The following is a 19,183-nucleotide window of genomic DNA, read 5'->3' as shown; positions in this document are numbered from 1 at the left end:
TTTACTCAACAAGTTATAATTAACACAGAAAGACGGAAGGACGGATAATAATATGATTTATAAAGATAATGATTATACACATCACATGGCTCATTTAACATCAAGTATGTGTAAAAAACAATTAGGTAATAACAAACCGTTATTTTTTGTTGGAGAAACTATTATTTCAGGATTTGTTGTTCCAGACGATGATCCAAAACTAGTAGCAGATAAAGATTCAGACAACAGTAACCCTCTATTTGATATCGCTGCAGCAAGCATTAACATCCGTACAAAAGATGCTAAAGAAGAACTTTCAGTTGAAGAAATTTTTACAATCGAACCTACTTACTTATATTTAGAAGATGTCACAATCAAATCGTTAGCTAGTGGCAATAAAACAAGCCTAGCTGCATTTGCTTTACGCATCTCATCAATCGATGGCTTATCTGCTGGCTCTTTAGACTAAAACCTAAACTTCGCTTTAGGTTTTTTATTTTTCGAAAAAAGTTCATATATTTAAACGTTAAATATGCTATCATGGATAAGTATGAATAGTAACTATAAAACAATTTTATGACTTGGGGAGATTAACATGAACAAATTATTTTTAGTATTGAGTTTAAGTTTTGTATTATTTCTAACTGGCTGTGGGATAATTCCTACTGAAAAAAAAATTTACTTATCTGAGGACAAAATACAAACTATTAATTCTTTTGAGAATAAAAGTGATATTATCCAAAACCTTGGAAAACCCTCTAAAGAAATTACAGAACCAAAAAAACTAACTAAAAAGTTGAATAAAGCGATAGACCTACTTGAATCACAAAAGCAAGACGCTTTTAGTAAACAAGATAATCAGACTATTGATGAGTTGTCCAATATAACTGACAATTGCACTATCTTACTAGAAAAACTTACTAATGGCGAAAAAGTAGAATGTCTTATTTATTATTGGAAAACAAATGATGGCTCTAAAATGAAAAAAGAAGTTTATATATACGATAACACACTCCAATTTACTATCAATCAATAAAAAAACTCTTAAGAATGGTCCTAGAAGACTTTTTCTTAAGAGTTTTTTCATTACTTTAACAATTCTATAATTGTTCTGTAAACAACCTCGGGTGTTACATTAAATGAATAATTTGTTTCTACACGTTCAGTATATTTGTGAGCATCTTTCCCAAATGGACCTATATCCAATACAGGGACATTTAATTTCTGCATCTCTTCAATCGGCATTATATATTTCGATCCAAAACCAGGCATATTTCCTTTGAGATTTTCTACTACATTCGCATCTTGAGGAGCCGAAGCAAAACTTATATCTGCAATATACGGAAAAAACTTTTTTAATACTAATGGGTAATCCGTTACTGTTTCTGCCATTGCTTTTTCAACAGCTTTCAACATGTTTTTCTCTTTTTTATTTTTCCCTTCAACCAAAATATGAGGGTAATAAGGAGGTGTAAAGTAAACAACAATAACAGGATCTCGATAAGACCATAAAGTATGAATCTTTTCAACCATCGCTAATGAAAAATCACGTTCATCTAAGTTTTTCTCTTTCAAAAGGTCACCTTCAATTTTTCTCCTAACCTCTTCAAATTCAACCTCGCCAATCTCTAATCGAACTTCTTTAATTAAATCATCATATGATATAACTTTTGTCTTCCATGGTAACCCTTGATTCTCTATGTTAGATAGATTGCAAAACATTTCATAGCGCTCTGATAAAGTTTCTAACACTTCATCCATGCACTTTTCCGCAGCAGCTAACATCTTCTCCAATACTTGATCAGGTGTGCTACAATGCGTGGCATAGTTAAAGAATACCGTTGCCGTTTTGGCAATCTGAACTGAATACTCTGGTTTCAAATCACGTTGTTTCAGTGTAACAGGAGGTAACGTCACCTGCCCTTCTGCTATATCACAATAGGCAGGATTTAAATTAATTTCTCTAGTTAATTCTGCTACAATCTGATTTGGATCTAAGCCATTAAAAGATTCACCTACATGTGTTTCACTCCCCACAACATAGAATGAAGGCATTAACTTTCCTACTGTACCTATATAAATATATTTAGAATCATCACCTTCATAGTCATTCGTCATATAATCTGTATCAATTAATCCTTGTATATCCCATTCATTTAGCTTAGCGAGTTTGTTTAATTCCGGCACTGCCGCAAACATCCCTGTAGAATTTGTTTCTTCATCGCATACTGCCATATAAATAAGATTACCATCAAAATTTTCAACATCCATAGTGATAGCTTCAATTAAAGCCATTATAACTGCATTACCACTCTTCATATCAAAAATACCTCTGCCAAACAAATAATCTTCGTCTTTAGCTTCAATATCTATTTGAACCGATTGAGGTAAATTATCTTTGATTTCAGCCATTTTTTCAGTCAATTCATATGGAGTAGTACATAATGATGCTAAATTACCATAATCAGAGATTCCAACAGTATCTGTATGTCCTAACAAAGCTACTGCTTTATTTGAAGTCGACTTTCCTTTTACAATAGCTATAACATTTTTTCGACCAAATTTATCTGTCGGAATATCTTGAATGTAAAGATTTTCAGGATTTTCTTGGTAATAAGGTAGCCTGTTCAAAAGTTCATACACTTTTTTACTTACTTCAATTTCCCCTTTTGTCTCTGTCACACTTAAAACTTCAGTTAATTCTATTGTTAATTCTTCAATTCTTTTAGCAATAGACGTTTGCTCCCATAAATTTTGATACATCACAACAACTTCCTCTCCTTAGAAAAAACACCTTATAAACTAGGATAACCTAGCTTATAAAGTGCTTTATTTAGTATCTTCTGGTGTGTTAGCAACCAAGAATATATCATATACTTGTAAAACTTGCCTTAACGCAACTAATTCTACTTCTTTTAATTCCCGACTTTCAGAACCTTCTCTACCTTTGTAATGTAAACTGACATGTTTAGAACTCGCCATATCTCTCAACATTTCGAGTTTGTCTGAATTAGGTGAAAATTCTACCCATTCCCAAGTCGAACCATCTGCTTCAGGTTTCGTTTCTTCTGTCTCATCAATTTCTTTAGGTAACCCTAGATCACGATCAACCCTAACATCATACGCATCCATCGTATACTCCATCGTATCCGTTTGGATTGTAAATTTTTGTAGGTCCAGTGCATCTTCACCTGCATATGAATATCTAATCCATAAATTCATAGTTAAATCTTCCATATCATCTCGTCTTGATGTAACTAAATACGGATATACCTGATTAGAACGATGGTTATCTTCTAAATATGAGCTTGAGTATCTCAAGTGCCCATTAACATCATCTTTTTCTAAATTATCTATTTTTTTTGACAATAATTGATAAAGTTCTTTTTTCTGTTTCTTTTCATCGATAGGCTTCTTGTGCCCCACTTCTTTCGAAGTATCAGTCACAACCTTTGTTTTCTCGGTCTTCGTTTCTGTTTCTTTCTTTACTTCTTCCGCAATCTCTTTTTCTAACTTAGGTGTTTGCCCAGTTATTTTTCTTTCCACACTACTTGCCATTTTGGTTAACTCACCTGTCGTTGCCAAAGTAATAATAGCGATAAGAAGCAAAATAGCATTTGAAGGTCTCAACCTAGTATTTGTTACTTTACCAATAACAAATGGATTAATTGTATTGATTATCCCCACTAGAGACGTTACTAACATAATTATAGCTGCTTTATTTGAAAACAAACCAGAATCAGTCATTAAACTTTTAGCGATGGTAAATGTACTCATAAAAAACACAAAAAACAACACACGGTTAACTATTATTTTAAAGTAACGCATATCAGAACCTCCATTTTTGCTTATAAGCTATTTTATTATCCGACCTTCTTATGAACATTTTAACACAATTCATTACATTAAAACTATATTTATTACGTTTATATTACATTTTTTATCAAAGGTTCGTTATATGAAACTTTTTATAACAAAATATATATTAATGTAATATTAATTATTGCATAAAAGTATAAATGTGGTCAAGTTTCGGGCTTTATGTTAGAATAAATAAGAGTTTAGAGAACGATTAAGTAGGAGGAAAACACATGAATTTAATTCCAACAGTCATTGAACAATCATCTCGTGGTGAACGTTCTTATGACATTTATTCAAGATTATTAAAAGATAGAATCATTATGCTAAGTGGTGGTATTGATGATAACGTTGCTAATGCCGTTATTGCACAACTACTTTTCTTAGATGCACAAGATTCTGAAAAAGATATCTACCTTTATATCAATTCACCAGGTGGAAGTGTATCTGCCGGTTTAGCTATTTACGACACAATGAATTTCGTTAAAGCAGATGTTCAAACTATTGTACTTGGTATGGCTGCATCTATGGGTAGTTTCTTATTAACTGCTGGTGCTAAAGGAAAACGTTTTGCTCTTCCAAATGCAGAGATTATGATTCACCAACCTCTAGGAGGCGCACAAGGTCAAGCAACTGAGATTGAAATTGCGGCTCGCCACATTCTAAATACACGTGAGCGTTTAAATGCGATTTTAGCAGAACGAACAGGACAACCTATTGAAAAGATTGCCCAAGATACTGATCGTGATAACTTTATGTCAGCAGAACAAGCGAAAGAATATGGCTTAATTGATGATGTAATGGTTAACCGTTAATCAAAAAACAACTTAGAATTTTCTAAGTTGTTTTTTTCTCACTAAATTAAAGGATGTGACACATGGATACATCAAGTATGAATGCAACATTTTTAAACCATACTACAGGGATTGTAGTAGGACAAGATACAGCACCGATTAAACTCATTGAACTCATTAATGTACGCTGTCCTTTTTGCAAAAAATGGCATGAAGATACAAATACACTATTAATGAAGCTTGTTTTAGAAGGTAAATTACAACGTTGTATTAAACTTTATGACAAAGATAAACCAGGACTAGACAAAGGGAATATCATGCATCGTTTTATTTCAAAGACTGATGGCCCACTTGCTATAGAACAACTTACTAGCATATACAATACGCAAGATATTTGGGGTAACTTAGAAACATTCGACGCTATCAGTAACTACGCCAAAAATGAATTGAAATTAGAAGAAGATTATCGTAAAAACTTTAGTTCAACCATCCAACAAGAAGCAACCGCGGCGAATATTCCATTCGTCCCAACAATGGTTATCAATAATTATATCTTCGATCAAAGTATCTCTCTTGAAGATTTACTTGATTTATTAGACAAATAAAAAGCTTAGCCTCGCCGGGCTAAGCTTTTTATTTTATAGCTTATTTTCTCTTAATTTTTCTGCATACTCATTTAATTTACGAATACGATGATTTATGCCTGATTTTGAAATAGCTCCTGAAGGTACCATCTCCCCTAGTTCTTTCAAACTAATTTCTGGATGTTCCAAACGTAATTCTGCTATCTCTTGTAATTTTTGCGGTAAATGATTCAAACCAACTGTCTGATCTATATACTCAATGTTATCAATCTGTTTTTGAGCTGCATTAATCGTTTTACTAAGATTGGCTGTTTCACAGTTAACCATACGATTAACTGAATTTCTCATATCTCTAACAATGCGAATATCTTCAAATTTAAGCATACTGGTTGTTGCCCCAATTAAAGTTAAAAAATCAGCAATATCTTCCGCACCTTTTAAATAGGTAATATACCCATTGCGACGTTCAAGTGTTCTCGCATTTAAATCATAATAAACCATCATCTCACAGATATCCTTACTATGTTGCTCATATAACGAATAAATTTCAAGATGATAGCGACTTGTCTCAGGATTATTAACTGAACCTCCTGCTAAAAATGCGCCACGTAAATAGGAACGCATCTTTTGAGCATTCCCCATAATACTAGGAGATACCGTATCAGTGAACATTGAATTCTCTACAATCTCTAAATCATTCAAAATACGCTCTGTATCTTGTTTTAATCGAACAATATAGATATTATTTTTCTTCAATTTCATTTTACGACGAACTAATAATTCACTCTGAACATCATAATGCTCTTTTAATAACGAATAAATTCGTCTAGCCGTAGCAGCATTTTCAGTTTGAACATTTAAAACAAAGTGGCGATTTGATAAAGTCAACGCCCCATTCATTCTGATAATCGCAGCCAACTCAGCTTTTGCGTGTTCTTTATGAACTTCAAGTGTCGTTAATTCTTTTTTTACGTCTGCTGCATATGACACGTTGCTACCTCATTTCCTCATTTTACATAGTCTACTAATATAACAATCTAAACACTTCATCTACTACTTTGTCACGGTCATGGAAGACACCACCATCACGTAATTTTAAGAAATCAGTAGAGATTACACGACAGCCTTCTTCTCGTAATCCTTGGAAATCATGACTAACTTGTACCAAATATTCATCATAAATCTCAGGATCCATATAATCTTCAGGTACATTCTCAATATTAACTAAAACAGTATCAATAAATTGTCGATCCAGATGTTCGTGTAATACCTTCACATGATCAGCATCAGAAAAATGTTCCGTTTCACCTTTTTGAGTCATAATATTACAAATATATACAACTTCACCTTTTGCATTCGCTAAGGCATCTCCTATATCTTTAATCATAATATTAGGAAGAATACTTGTATATAAACTTCCAGGCCCTAAAATAATCATATCAGCTTCTTCGATAGCTTTAATCACTTTTCGAGCTGCTTGTGGTTCTTCTGGATTATTGGTATTTGTTACATACACATGATCAATTTTTTTACGATGTTTCGTAATTTTAGATTCTCCAGACTCTTCTGTCCCATCTTCAAAAACCGCATGTAATGTCAAAGGTTCTTCCGATGCAGGATAGACCGCTCCTTCAATATGCATAATTGTCGACAGCAGTTGGATAGCTTCATAACTACTGCCTTTCATTTCAGCAAGAGCGACTATAATTAAATTTCCTAACGAATGATTAGCTAAAAATTTATCTTCTTTATTAAAACGATATTGGAACAAATCTTCATATAATTTTGGCATGTCAGAAAGCGACACTAAAACATTTCTTAGGTCCCCTGGTGGTGCCACATTTATAGTAGAACGAAGTGAACCACTACTGCCTCCATCATCAGCAACTGTTACGACTGCTGTAATATCCGCACTTTCATCACGTAATCCTTTCAATATAACCGGTAGGCCTGTCCCACCCCCGATAACAACAATCTTAGGTTTTCTTATACGATAGGTTTTCATGAGCGGTTCACCGACTCTTTGCGTTTATCTTTATCACGGTGAGTTGTATTAACAGGATAGTCAACAGCTAAAGCTTTCCCTACTCTTTCAGTTAAAGCAACCGAACGATGTTGTCCTCCTGTACAGCCAATAGCAATCGTTAAACTAGTTTTACCTTCTTTTTTATAGCCCGGTAAAATACTGCTTACTAAATCATAAAATTTAGTATAAAATTCTTCTGTTTCAGGGAAGCTCATGACATAGTCATAAACCGGTTGATCCATCCCAGTTTGCGGACGAAGTTCATCAATATAATGTGGATTCGGTAAGAAACGAACATCCATTACGATATCCGCATCAATTGGAAGTCCATATTTGAAACCAAATGACACCATTTCAACACGAAACATTTTTGTTTCTGTAGTTTTATACTCTTTAATTAACATTTCTCTTAATTGGCGTGGACTAAGGTCAGTCGTATCAATAACAAGTTGAGCATCACCTTTAATTTCCTCTAACAAGCCTCTTTCTTTACGGATACCTTCTGTAACAAGTCCGTCCATCGCAAGGGGATGTGTACGTCGTGTTTCTTTATAACGAGAAACTAACTCCTCATCTGTCGAATCTAAGAAGATAACACTTGTATCAACCATTTTTGTATTTTCAATTTCGACTAACATATCTTGAATTTCTTCAAAAAACGCACGTGAACGTAAATCAATAACTAAAGCAATTTTTGTTACTTTTCCTGATTCCTTAATTAACTCCCAAAATTTAGGTATTAAACGTGGTGGTAAGTTGTCGATACAGAAAAAGCCCATATCCTCAAAACTTTGCATAGCCACAGTTTTACCTGCTCCACTCATACCAGTAATGATGACTAACTGTAAACTCTCAACCATTTGACCATCTCCCTTTTCTTTATCTAGACAATTATATCATACCGGGCGTATCGACTCAATCTATTGCCCTATCAAAAAAAGAGGGGTTCTTATAATAAGAACCCACCCTCTTAATCTAATACTGCTTTTAAATAATGACCTGTATAACTTTCTTCAACCTTGGCAATTTTTTCTGGTGTTCCAGTTGCAAGGATTGTTCCACCACCATCGCCACCTTCTGGACCTAAGTCAATCAGATGATCTGCTGTTTTTATTACGTCTAAATTATGCTCAATAACTAATACCGTGTTACCCGCATCTGCAAGTCTATTCAACACTTCTAATAATCTCGCGATATCATCAGTGTGTAATCCTGTTGTCGGCTCATCTAAAATATAGAAACTATTACCTGTTGAACGTTTATGAAGCTCACTCGCAAGTTTCATACGCTGCGCTTCCCCACCTGATAATGTCGTAGCAGGTTGGCCTAATGTAACATAACCTAATCCTACATCTACTATCGTTTGAATTTTTCTATTAATTTTAGGAATATGTTCAAAGAACTCAACTGCATCGTCACACGTCATATCTAGTATATCTGAAATATTTTTACCTTTGTATGTTACCTCTAATGTTTCAGAGTTATAACGTTTACCATGACACACTTCGCATGGTACATACACATCAGGTAAAAAGTGCATCTCTATTTTAATAATACCGTCACCACGGCAGGCTTCACAACGTCCACCTTTAACATTGAAACTAAAACGGCCTTTCTTATAACCGCGAACCTTAGCTTCTGTCGTTTGAGCAAATAAATCACGGATATCATCAAACACACTTGTATAAGTTGCTGGATTACTACGCGGCGTACGGCCAATCGGACTTTGATCAATGCTGATCATTTTATCGACTGACTCATACCCTGTCATTTTTTTGAATTTGCCAGGCTTAGCTGAATTACGGTTAATCTTTTGCGCCAACGCTTTCTTCAATATCTGATTGACCAGTGTACTTTTCCCAGAACCTGAAACGCCTGTCACTGCGACGAATTTACCTAATGGAAACTCAACGGATACGTTTTTAAGATTGTTTTCTGATGCACCTGTAATTTTTAATTTTTCGCCATTTCCTTTACGTCGCTCTTTAGGAACTAAAATTTTCTTCTTACCTGATAAGTATTGTCCTGTTAGTGAGTTAGGGTCTTTTTCAACTTCTTCTGGTGTTCCAGCAGAAACAATTTCTCCACCTCTAGCTCCTGCTCCTGGTCCGATATCGATTAAATAATCAGCAGCACGCATCGTGTCTTCATCATGTTCGACAACAATTAAAGTATTCCCCAAATCACGCATTTTTTTCAATGATTCTATTAATCGATCATTATCTCGTTGGTGTAAACCAATTGAAGGTTCATCTAAGATGTAAAGGACACCAGATAAATTAGACCCAATTTGAGTCGCTAGACGAATACGTTGCGCTTCCCCACCTGATAATGTACCTGAAGCACGACTTAACGTTAAGTAATTAAGCCCTACATTTTCCAAGAAACTCAAACGGTCTCTCACTTCTTTTAGGATGGGTTTAGCTATCGCTGTTTCTTGCTCATTTAATTCCAAATTCTTGAAAAATGCTAAAGCATTTGAAATTGAATACTTACTAATTTCACCAATATGCTTGCCTTCTATTTTTATAGAAAGAGCTTGAGGATTTAAACGGTTCCCTTTACATGAGGTACATGGTAATTCTGTCATATACGTTCTCATTTGTTCACGAACATAATCACTATTCGTTTCATGGAAACGACGTTTAATATTTTTCAAAATCCCTTCAAATGGTACTTCTACATCTCTTACGCCACCAAAATCATTTTCATAGTGAAAATGGAAGGTCTTACCATCTGAACCATTTAGTAATAAATTCTTTTGATCTTTAGTTAACGTTTCATACGGTACAGTCATATCAATTTCAAATTGTTTACATGCTTGCTCTAACATCTGTGGGTAATAATTAGACGTCACTGGATTCCAAGGCGTAATCGCCCCTTCACTCAAGCTTAACCCTTGGTCAGGAACAACCAAATCCTCATCTACCTCTAGTTTCATACCTAATCCATCACAGTCAGAACACGCTCCGTACGGCGCATTAAAAGAGAATAATCTAGGCTCAAGCTCACCTACCGTAAAGCCACAATGCGGGCAAGCGTAGTGTTCACTAAATAACAGTTCTTCTTGACCTATAACATCAACTAAAGCATACCCTTCTGCTAAACGTAATGACGCTTCAAAAGAATCGAATAAACGTGAGCGAATGCCCTCTTTAACTACAATACGGTCAACAACTATCTCAATGTCATGTTTTTTATTTTTTTCAAGCTCAGGTACTTCTGTTATATCGTATAATTCGCCATCAATTCTAACACGAACGTATCCTTCACGTTTGACAGTTTCAAATACTTTTTTATGCTGTCCTTTTTTTCCTTTTACTAACGGTGCTAAAATTTGAATTTTTGTTCGCTCGGGTAACTCTAATACTCTATCCACCATCTGTTCAACAGACTGGCTTGATATTTCTGTACCATCATTTGGACATATCGGATGACCGACACGTGCAAAGAGCAAACGTAAATAATCATTAATTTCTGTCACAGTCCCTACTGTAGAACGAGGGTTTTTACTTGTTGTTTTTTGGTCAATCGAAATAGCTGGACTTAATCCTTCAATACTATCTACATCCGGTTTATCCATTTGTCCTAAAAACTGTCTCGCATATGCTGATAAACTCTCAACATAACGACGTTGTCCTTCAGCATATAACGTATCAAATGCTAACGAACTCTTTCCAGAACCTGATAATCCTGTTACAACTACAAATTTATCACGTGGAATAGTTACATCCACATTTTTTAAGTTATGAGCACGTGCTCCACGAATTACTATTTTGTCATTTGCCACAATCTAACCTCCACTACTTGTTTCCCGCTTTTAGTTCGAGTACGGTATCTCGTAACGTTGCTGCTCGTTCAAAGTCAAGACTCTTAGCAGCTTCTCTCATCTCATGTTCAAGCTTCATAATAACATCAGCTTTTTCTTTCTTGGATAACTCATCGTATTGCTCTGATACACTAATCTTACCACCCTTACCATTCTTGTCGGCTGGTTTAGAAATACTAATTAAGTCACGAATTTCTTTGATAATTGTTTTCGGAACAATACCATGCTCTTTATTATAAGCTTCTTGGATGCCACGGCGACGAGCTGTTTCCGACATCGCTTTTTCCATAGAATCTGTAATCTTATCTGCATATAAAATAACTTTACCTTCTGAGTTACGAGCCGCACGTCCAATTGTCTGAACAAGAGAACGCTCACTACGTAAGAATCCTTCTTTATCCGCATCTAATATCGCAACTAAGGATACTTCTGGAACATCAATTCCTTCACGAAGTAAGTTTATCCCCACAAGAACATCAAATTCTCCTAAACGTAAATCACGAATAATTTCTGTTCGTTCCATCGTCTTAATGTCACTATGAAGATACTTGACTTTAATTCCAATTTCTTTCAGATAATCTGTTAAATCTTCTGACATTTTCTTAGTTAACGTTGTGATAAAGACGCGTTCATTTTTCTCGATACGCTCATTAATTTCACCGACTAAATCATCAATCTGTCCCATAATTGGGCGAACTTCAACAATCGGATCAAGCAAGCCTGTTGGACGTATAATTTGTTGAATGATGCGGTCTGTTCGTTCTTGTTCATATGGTCCTGGTGTCGCAGACACGTATATGATTTGATTAACATGCTCTTCAAATTCCTCTAATTTTAAAGGTCTATTATCTAACGCACTTGGTAAACGGAAACCATAATCGACAAGCATTTGCTTACGTGCTCTATCCCCATTGTACATCCCACGGATTTGCGGAAGCGACACATGTGATTCATCTGCAACAATTAAGAAATCATCTGGGAAGAAGTCTAATAAGGTATAAGGTGCTTCACCTGGCTGTCTGCCGTCCATAAACCTTGAATAGTTTTCAATCCCTGAGCAATACCCCATCTCACGCATCATCTCTATGTCATAATTTGTACGTTGCTCTAACCGCTGTGCTTCGATTAACTCATCATTTTCTCTTAGCTCAGTCAAACGACCCTCTAATTCTTTTTGAATCGCTTCAATTGCTACTTCCATCTGCTCTTCGTTAGTTACGAAATGTTTAGCTGGGAATATGGCAACATGTTCTCTTTCGCCAACAATCTCACCTGTTAAAGCATCGACTTCACGAATACGTTCAACTTCATCTCCAAAGAACTCAATTCGCATAGCATGTTCATCCCTAGAAGCCGGAAAAACTTCAACAACATCACCGCGAACTCTAAAACGACCACGCTGAAAATCAATGTCATTACGTTCGAACTGAATATTAACAAGCCCTTCTATTAATTGGGCACGGTCCATTTCCATTCCTTCTCGAATCGAAAAAACTTGATCTTGGTATTCATTAGGATTTCCTAAGCCATAAATACATGATACTGAAGCCACCACAATAACATCGTTACGTTCTAATAATGAACTAGTAGCGGAATGTCGTAGTTTATCAATCTCATCATTTATACTGGCATCTTTTTCAATATAGGTATCACTAGACGGAACATACGCTTCAGGTTGATAATAATCATAGTAACTGACAAAATACTCAACCGCATTATTAGGAAAAAATTCTTTTAACTCACTATATAGCTGTCCTGCTAATGTTTTATTATGTGCTAAAACAAGGGTCGGCTTATTCACTTCTTTAATCACATTAGAAATTGTAAAAGTTTTACCTGTTCCTGTCGCCCCTAGTAGAATTTGTTCTTTCTTCCCACTATTTAAACCGTCTACTAACTGCTTAATCGCTTCCGGTTGGTCCCCTGCTGGCTCATATTTTGAAACTAAATCAAACTGCTTTTGGTCGTCACGTTCTATCATTAAAATCCCCCTTGCCTGTTCTTACTCATTGTCTCTATTTTAACATACCGAACATACTTTCGCTATTGTGAATCACTTTCACCTGCTAACATTTCTTGATAACCCCTTATGATTTTATCAACTTCTTGACTAAAATCACGGGTATTAATCATTCGTGCTTTTCTTAGATACTCTCTACCTTCAACGAATAACATCATGACAGGAACTGTTAAAACATTAAAAACCTCTGCTACCTCTGGTACTTCTAAAGCATCTAATTCAACCAAGCTCACACCTTCATATTTTTCCATTATAGTTTCAACTTGTGGTTTTAAGCCATGACAAACACTGCAGTTTTCTTGCCCTATATAAATGAACGCTAAGTTATTTTCTTCTATATTTTTTTGAACCTCTTCTATTGTTGTTAGTTTTTTCATCTTCTATTCCCCCTATTGATTTCTCTATACTCTCTATTTTAGACTACTTATTTTTTATTGAACAGAAGTTAGCCTACAAAAAAACGATTGAGAACTAGTCCTCAATCGTTTTACTTTTTTATTTAGTATTTTCTGTTAACCAAGCAATCGCACTTGCGGCATATGCTGCTGCACCATATGGCAAAGCATCTTCTGATAAAACAAGTTTAGGGTGATGAACAGGATACGGGTGTGAGACTCTTGCATCTGCTGCACATAACCCTAGCATTAATACCGGAATTTGTTGACTGACATAGGCAAAGTCTTCTGATCCCATATTGGCAGACATCCCTGGCATATCAGCTAAATTAAACGCTTTATCTTTTCCAATAAAATCAGCTAAGTGTTTCGCAATCGGCTCAATAACACTGCTATCACTTACTAATGTCGGACAACCGTTTGTAAAGACACATTCCCCTTCACATCTAAAGGCTGCTGCAACATGTTGGGTAATCTCTTCCATACGTTTTTTCACTTGCTCACGGACATCTAAATCTAAAGTACGCAGAGTACCTTTCATCACGACATTTTCAGGGATAACATTTGACGTATTCCCACCATGAATTTCTCCTACTGTCAAAACAACCATAGCATCTGCTGGTAATTCACGACTATGAATTTCATGTAACGCTGTATGGACGTGACAGGCTGCTGTAATTGGATCAACTGCATTATGAGGCATTGAACCATGCCCACCTTGTCCTTTAATTTTAATCTCAAACCAATCTGCTGATGACTGTGTAATACCTGGTTGTGAGATCACAACTGTCCCATTATCAGCAGGTACACCAGGAGCTACGTGAATCATAAGTCCCGCATCTACTTTTGGATTTTCTAAAAGCCCATCTGCTATCATGTCTTTCGCACCCTCTAGAATTTCTTCTGCAGGTTGGAACATTAATTTAACTTGTCCTGGTAATTCAGATTCGTGATTTTTTAAAATCTTAGCTGCCGCAAGTAACATAGTCGTATGAAAATCATGGCCACACGCATGCATAAACTCATTTGTTGATTTAAACTCTAATTCTGTTTCTTCTACAATCGGTAGAGCGTCCATGTCTCCACGAAGTAAAAATACTTTTCCTGTATCAGGTCCAACTAAAGCAGTTATCCCAGATTTTCCACATTTTTGTGGTTCATAACCCATCTCACTTAATTTTGTTTCTACAAAATTAACGGTATCTTTTAAATTAAATTCTGTTTCAGGATTTTCGTGTAACACACGGCGATTGGCGATTATCTCGTCTTTCATTTCTAAAGCTTCTTTTAAAATATTATCTTTCAATTTTTCAATCATAGCAATCTCTCCTTTTATATTCTTTTATTATACGCTCATAAAATAAAAAAATATAGTTGAGATTAAAAAAAGAGCATCGAAATATTAAATTTCAATGCTCCTTTTTAACGTAATACACCAACAAACCTTCCTATAATCAGATAAAATAAGGTCCATATAAAGGCTGCTATAATACCTACTGTTAAATATTTTTTTAAAGAGTAGCGTGTCATTCCACAAAAATAAAACGTCATATGGCGAAAACCTGGGATGAAAAACCCCATGATAATTGTTAAGAATCCGTATTTATCCATCCACCGTTCTATCTTATCAAATTTACTTTGCTTAATACCTAACCATTTAAACAAACCGGTTAAAGCCTTTCCCCCAATATATCTCCCAATAAAATAGCTTAATGTCATACCAAGAACAGTCCCAATTACAGCAACACACAACGCCATAGCAAAATTTATCTTATCTGTGTTAGAGTAATAACCAATAATACTCATCAACACTTCATCAGGTATCGGTAAGCCGACTAACCCAAGAATCAAGGATAAAAAAATGGTGATGTAACCATAATTAATGATGTAAAATTCAAACTTTTCCGATACCACGCTATTACCCCCTATCAAAGATAATTGTTGCTATGTCGTCTCCTAAATTAATAGACTTTTCTTTTTCAATATCCTTTGACCACTCTATTGTTTTATTCATAAAGAAAAGAACAACAGTCGAACCAAAATTAAAGTAGCCTAGTTCTTCTCCTGCAGCTAAGGTCATTCCGTTTTCAAACGTTTCTTGAATCGAATTTATATTCAAAGCTCCTACAGGTACATAGAAATCATCATTCATCTGATAAACACCACGATGATTTTTGGTAAACAATCCGTCAATATACGTTGTAGCTGCATCATTTACAGGATACGAACTTTTACCCAACTTACGTAACATGCTATATTGTCCAGTAATAGGTGCATGAAAACGATGATAATTTTTAGGACTCAAATATAAAATAATAAAATGGCTATTGCTAGTGTCCAATGTATCATCGCCTAATAGCTCTATTAAAGAATAGTAATTGTCTTTAATAAAAAATTTCTTATCCGGAGTAATTTCTCCGAAATCTTTAACCTTTGCTTCTACTGGACTTATATATAAATTATCCTTTTGTTTAAATTCGATACTAGATAAATCCATTTTACGTGTAAAAAAATCTTGTAGCGAGTTGTACTCTGCAAGAGGACGATTAATTGTGGTCTCAGAAACTTGATAATGCTTAATATACCATGGAATTAATTTAGAACTCCATTTCGAACCGGTTAACTTATCCGCACATTTCGCAAAAAATGACATCTTTAAAACAGAGGTCCAACTTTTATAAACTATTTTTTTTAACATCAACAAACTACTTACTCCTCATCCGGTTCTATATTTTTAAAATTAGGTAATCTTAAATTACTCACCATTAAAATGCCTAAAGCAATAACGATAATATAGTAAACTAATAAACGATTGACTTCAAAATAGGCCAACAAACTCAATAAGGCTGCTCCTGGAACTGGTAAACCAATAAATACTTTCAGCTTACTTTGTTCTGAATTAAACCTTGCTAAACGGATCGCTGCGCAACTTAAATAAATAATAGCTACAAATAATTTGACTAATGGATGACCTGCTGTCGTCAATAACATAATCATTGGTGCTGTCCCGAAAGTCACGATATCCGCTAATGAATCTAATTCCTTACCAAAATCTGATGAATTACCAACTCGTCTTGCTGCTCTACCATCAACAGCATCAAAAGATGCTCCTAGTAAAATAAATACAGCCGCTAGGTCTAAATTACCTTCCATTGTAAATATAATCGATAGTAACCCACTTGTTAAGTTTAACAAAGTCAGTATGTTGGGTAATTGTTTCATGTTATCCTCTCCAAACCCTTTAATATAAATCTACTTACTAGCTGACTCTATTAAACAAGCCTCTGCCAAAAAGTATTCCTATAAACTATATCATATAACTGATTATTTTTGCTATTTACATTTTATTTTAGCTAAACTTTAATAATAGATTGATATTTATAAAAAAAAAGACCGTAAACGATCTTTTTTCCTTACTATTATAACTCTACATTGTGGTGAACTTTTTGAACATCGTCTAAATCTTCTAACACATCGATTAATTTTTCAAATTTTTCTAAATCTTCACCTTCAAGACTAACTTCATTTTGAGCTAACATTTCTAATTCAGCTACTGTAAATTCTTTTACGCCATTTTCTTGTAAAGCGTTACGAACATTATTGAAATCTTCTGGTTCAGCATAAATGATAACTTGACCTGCTTCTGCCATAACGTCGCGTACTTCGATGTCTGCTTCTAATAACGTTTCAAACATTTCATCTGCATTATCACCTTCGTAAGCGAAAACTGCTGTATTATCAAACATGTAAGCAACCGCACCACTCACACCCATGTTACCGCCATTTTTACCATACGCTGCACGAACATCTGATGCTGTACGGTTAGCATTGTTTGTAAGAGCATCAACAATAATCATTGAGCCGTTTGGTCCGAAACCTTCATAACGTAACTCTGAGAATGTTTCATCACTTGAACCTTTCGCTTTATCGATAGCACGATCAATAACGTGTTTTGGCACATTGTATGTTTTAGCACGATCAATAACTGACTGTAACTTTTGGTTTAGAGCCGGATCTGGTTCCCCTTGTTTTGCAGCAACGTAAATCTCTACGCCAAATTTTGCATATATCTTACTATTAGCTGAATCTTTTCCAGCTTTTTTTTCTTTAATATTTTCCCACTTACGACCCATTATATTCATCTCTTTCCTAGTTCAATTTTTATACTTGTTCATTATACTAAGTATTCCGCTATTTGTTAAGGATTATTTATATTTTATTCTGAACGACATAAAAGAAATTCTCTTTAAATATGTTATTTTTCATTTTAAAATTAAACTAATTGACCTTTTTCTTTCGCTTCTAAAAAAAATTAAGCAAGGCGGAAGGATGTCATTTTTTCTAATATCATTGCAACACTTGTTACACCATCATTAGGCTTCATCCACTTTGTATAGGCAAACCCCATAAAAATATTTCCTGCACTGATCTTTTCAAATGTACTTTATCTCTTATACATGCTCACTTAACCACATCCAATACGGATAATAATAGCACGCCCTTATGAGCGTGCCAATGAAGTATCTTATTTTTTGATATGTGGTATTCTATAAAAATCTTGTTTGTTATTTTTTCCAGTTATTAATTCATACACTAATCCTGCTCTAATATCCAATTCTGCAATCTTCTGATGCTCTTTTTTCAAATTACTGATGACAGGAGAGCTAACCATTTTACGTTGTTGCTTCATGAATACTTGCCCTACTTTATTAAATCCCAAAATCCTTAAATAAGGTTGTTCCCAACTTTGTGTTACTTCTGCTTCGGTTAATTGTAAGAGTACATAAACACATAAGCGCTGAATTCTAGTCCAAGTAAATCGTTTGGTTTTAACTAATGTTACAAATTCTTCAAACGAATTAGCTTTTAATACCATCTCTTTTAAACGATATTCTATGCCTTCAACCATCTGATAAATTGATCTTAGTTCCTCTTCTGAGTTGACCATCAACTGATACTTTAAGAACGGCCAAGCTTTTTCCCAGTCAATCGGATCGTTCCCCTTTAGGTCGTTAAGTGTTTCGACTGGTATCACATCAGCTAAATCCTCAAATTTATCAGCTAATACAGCTTCTCGAATAGCCGTAGCACTTGCAAACTTGGTGCCATTCAGTTCTTTATCGTGATAGTTAGAGACTTGGCGTTTTATTGGAAACAGTGACATAGGTTTAGCATATTTTTGATTTTCTTTAGCATAACTCATCCCTAATATATGATTAGGTGATTGATTTGACACCGGCCAATCTGGTAGCAACAGTCGGTACACTTCATTCATTTGTTGCGGATAACTTAATCCTAGATGATTCAGCGACTGAAAGGTTTCATTAATTTCATTTTGATTTTCTTCATTAAAGCGTGCAAATTGATCATAGTCTAATTCCTCTTCACTATCCGTCCCAAAGCATAGTGAGGACACGCCTAGTTCATGCAGCACTCTAACTGCTCCTTTGGCAAAATAATCTGCAGACTGAACAGCTGAAGCGACTGGTAATTCAATAACCAAGTCAGCACCGTTTTCAATAGCTTCCTTTGCTCTTGTCCATTTATCAAGTATTGCTGGTTCCCCTCTTTGTAAAAAATTTCCACTCATAACAGCCACTACTACATCTGCTTGACTTGCTTCATGCGCCATTTCTAAATGATACTGATGACCATTATGAAAAGGATTATACTCCACAATAACACCACAACTTTTCAA

Annotated in this window: 18 protein-coding genes; 4 read left to right on the top strand and 14 right to left on the bottom strand. The window is 34.9% G+C overall.

Translation table 11 applies throughout. From position 1 onward, the window contains the following. Positions 1-52 precede the first annotated feature (52 nt). Positions 53-448 carry a hypothetical protein gene (locus CBF31_RS00260; RefSeq protein ID WP_126829799.1) on the top strand — a complete coding sequence of 132 codons (396 nt, stop codon included), beginning with the start codon at positions 53-55 and terminating at the stop codon, positions 446-448. A 126-nt stretch (positions 449-574) separates the two neighbouring features. Next, complete coding sequence (locus CBF31_RS00255) at positions 575-1,015, top strand: hypothetical protein (RefSeq protein ID WP_126829796.1); 441 nt, start codon at positions 575-577, stop codon at positions 1,013-1,015. 50 nt (positions 1,016-1,065) lie between these two features. On the opposite strand, the gene CBF31_RS00250 is transcribed toward CBF31_RS00255, so the two are convergent. Together CBF31_RS00250 and CBF31_RS00245 are read right to left on the bottom strand one after the other, a co-directional pair. Then, positions 1,066-2,742 (bottom strand): M20/M25/M40 family metallo-hydrolase, encoded by a 1,677-nt coding sequence (locus CBF31_RS00250; protein ID WP_126831151.1) that lies wholly within the window; start codon positions 2,740-2,742, stop codon positions 1,066-1,068. A 66-nt stretch (positions 2,743-2,808) separates the two neighbouring features. After that, positions 2,809-3,807 (bottom strand): hypothetical protein, encoded by a 999-nt coding sequence (locus CBF31_RS00245; protein WP_126829793.1) that lies wholly within the window; start codon positions 3,805-3,807, stop codon positions 2,809-2,811. A gap of 263 nt (positions 3,808-4,070) precedes the next feature. Here CBF31_RS00245 and clpP point away from each other — a divergent pair, with 263 nt between their 5' ends. Together clpP and CBF31_RS00235 are read left to right on the top strand one after the other, a co-directional pair. Next, the gene (gene clpP, locus CBF31_RS00240) at positions 4,071-4,652 is read left to right on the top strand and encodes an ATP-dependent Clp endopeptidase proteolytic subunit ClpP (RefSeq protein ID WP_126829791.1); all 582 of its coding nucleotides are present in this window, start codon (positions 4,071-4,073) and stop codon (positions 4,650-4,652) included. Between the two features lie 62 nt (positions 4,653-4,714). Then, on the top strand, positions 4,715-5,236 hold the full coding sequence (locus CBF31_RS00235; protein ID WP_126829789.1) for a thioredoxin domain-containing protein: 522 nt from the start codon (positions 4,715-4,717) through the stop codon (positions 5,234-5,236). A gap of 33 nt (positions 5,237-5,269) precedes the next feature. Here the strand turns inward: CBF31_RS00235 and whiA are convergent, their stop codons facing one another. The 12 genes from whiA to CBF31_RS00175 all read right to left on the bottom strand — a co-directional run bounded on the left by whiA (position 5,270) and on the right by CBF31_RS00175 (position 19,183). Further along, the gene (gene whiA / locus CBF31_RS00230) at positions 5,270-6,205 is read right to left on the bottom strand and encodes a DNA-binding protein WhiA (protein WP_126829787.1); all 936 of its coding nucleotides are present in this window, start codon (positions 6,203-6,205) and stop codon (positions 5,270-5,272) included. A 34-nt stretch (positions 6,206-6,239) separates the two neighbouring features. Beyond that, positions 6,240-7,220: a gluconeogenesis factor YvcK family protein gene (locus CBF31_RS00225; RefSeq protein WP_126829785.1), complete on the bottom strand. Its 981-nt coding sequence runs from the start codon at positions 7,218-7,220 to the stop codon at positions 6,240-6,242. Beyond that, on the bottom strand, positions 7,217-8,101 hold the full coding sequence (rapZ, locus tag CBF31_RS00220) for an RNase adapter RapZ (protein ID WP_126829783.1): 885 nt from the start codon (positions 8,099-8,101) through the stop codon (positions 7,217-7,219). The genes CBF31_RS00225 and rapZ overlap by 4 nt, the downstream gene beginning before the upstream one ends. Positions 8,102-8,211: 110 nt before the next feature. Next, positions 8,212-11,031, bottom strand: coding sequence for an excinuclease ABC subunit UvrA (gene uvrA, locus CBF31_RS00215; RefSeq protein ID WP_126829781.1), 2,820 nt, complete (start codon positions 11,029-11,031; stop codon positions 8,212-8,214). 13 nt (positions 11,032-11,044) lie between these two features. Then, on the bottom strand, positions 11,045-13,051 hold the full coding sequence (gene uvrB / locus CBF31_RS00210) for an excinuclease ABC subunit UvrB (RefSeq protein WP_126829779.1): 2,007 nt from the start codon (positions 13,049-13,051) through the stop codon (positions 11,045-11,047). 62 nt (positions 13,052-13,113) lie between these two features. Continuing rightward, positions 13,114-13,467, bottom strand: coding sequence for a thioredoxin family protein (locus CBF31_RS00205; protein ID WP_126829777.1), 354 nt, complete (start codon positions 13,465-13,467; stop codon positions 13,114-13,116). 118 nt (positions 13,468-13,585) lie between these two features. Further along, the gene (locus CBF31_RS00200; protein WP_126829775.1) at positions 13,586-14,803 is read right to left on the bottom strand and encodes a M20 metallopeptidase family protein; all 1,218 of its coding nucleotides are present in this window, start codon (positions 14,801-14,803) and stop codon (positions 13,586-13,588) included. Between the two features lie 104 nt (positions 14,804-14,907). Further along, on the bottom strand, positions 14,908-15,399 hold the full coding sequence (locus tag CBF31_RS00195) for a DedA family protein (protein ID WP_126829773.1): 492 nt from the start codon (positions 15,397-15,399) through the stop codon (positions 14,908-14,910). A 4-nt stretch (positions 15,400-15,403) separates the two neighbouring features. Further along, the gene (gene asd / locus CBF31_RS00190; RefSeq protein WP_245977912.1) at positions 15,404-16,183 is read right to left on the bottom strand and encodes an archaetidylserine decarboxylase; all 780 of its coding nucleotides are present in this window, start codon (positions 16,181-16,183) and stop codon (positions 15,404-15,406) included. Positions 16,184-16,194: 11 nt separating this feature from the next. Further along, a complete protein-coding gene (gene pssA / locus CBF31_RS00185) occupies positions 16,195-16,707 on the bottom strand; it encodes a CDP-diacylglycerol--serine O-phosphatidyltransferase (protein WP_126829769.1) in 513 nt (170 codons plus the stop codon). 197 nt (positions 16,708-16,904) lie between these two features. Further along, positions 16,905-17,618, bottom strand: a complete 714-nt coding sequence (locus CBF31_RS00180) for a YebC/PmpR family DNA-binding transcriptional regulator (RefSeq protein WP_126829767.1) — start codon at positions 17,616-17,618, stop codon at positions 16,905-16,907. A gap of 392 nt (positions 17,619-18,010) precedes the next feature. Next, on the bottom strand, positions 18,011-19,183 hold the full coding sequence (locus CBF31_RS00175; protein WP_126831150.1) for a nucleotidyltransferase: 1,173 nt from the start codon (positions 19,181-19,183) through the stop codon (positions 18,011-18,013).

The organism is Vagococcus fessus, assembly GCF_003987565.1.
GTDB classification, from domain to species: domain Bacteria; phylum Bacillota; class Bacilli; order Lactobacillales; family Vagococcaceae; genus Vagococcus_D; species Vagococcus_D fessus.
Note: the sequence above shows the minus strand (reverse complement) of the source record. Positions and strands in the feature narration are given on the sequence as shown.

Coding starts and splice junctions, on each gene's coding strand:
- CBF31_RS00180 (WP_126829767.1), bottom strand. CDS start 17,618: ATGGGTCGTAAGTGGGAAAATATTAAAGAAAAAAAAGCTGGAAAAGAT.
- CBF31_RS00250 (WP_126831151.1), bottom strand. CDS start 2,742: ATGTATCAAAATTTATGGGAGCAAACGTCTATTGCTAAAAGAATTGAA.
- CBF31_RS00205 (WP_126829777.1), bottom strand. CDS start 13,467: ATGAAAAAACTAACAACAATAGAAGAGGTTCAAAAAAATATAGAAGAA.
- rapZ (WP_126829783.1), bottom strand. CDS start 8,101: ATGGTTGAGAGTTTACAGTTAGTCATCATTACTGGTATGAGTGGAGCA.
- clpP (WP_126829791.1), top strand. CDS start 4,071: ATGAATTTAATTCCAACAGTCATTGAACAATCATCTCGTGGTGAACGT.
- asd (WP_245977912.1), bottom strand. CDS start 16,183: ATGTTAAAAAAAATAGTTTATAAAAGTTGGACCTCTGTTTTAAAGATG.
- uvrB (WP_126829779.1), bottom strand. CDS start 13,051: ATGATAGAACGTGACGACCAAAAGCAGTTTGATTTAGTTTCAAAATAT.
- CBF31_RS00200 (WP_126829775.1), bottom strand. CDS start 14,803: ATGATTGAAAAATTGAAAGATAATATTTTAAAAGAAGCTTTAGAAATG.
- CBF31_RS00235 (WP_126829789.1), top strand. CDS start 4,715: ATGGATACATCAAGTATGAATGCAACATTTTTAAACCATACTACAGGG.
- CBF31_RS00255 (WP_126829796.1), top strand. CDS start 575: ATGAACAAATTATTTTTAGTATTGAGTTTAAGTTTTGTATTATTTCTA.
- pssA (WP_126829769.1), bottom strand. CDS start 16,707: ATGAAACAATTACCCAACATACTGACTTTGTTAAACTTAACAAGTGGG.
- CBF31_RS00245 (WP_126829793.1), bottom strand. CDS start 3,807: ATGCGTTACTTTAAAATAATAGTTAACCGTGTGTTGTTTTTTGTGTTT.
- CBF31_RS00260 (WP_126829799.1), top strand. CDS start 53: ATGATTTATAAAGATAATGATTATACACATCACATGGCTCATTTAACA.
- CBF31_RS00225 (WP_126829785.1), bottom strand. CDS start 7,220: ATGAAAACCTATCGTATAAGAAAACCTAAGATTGTTGTTATCGGGGGT.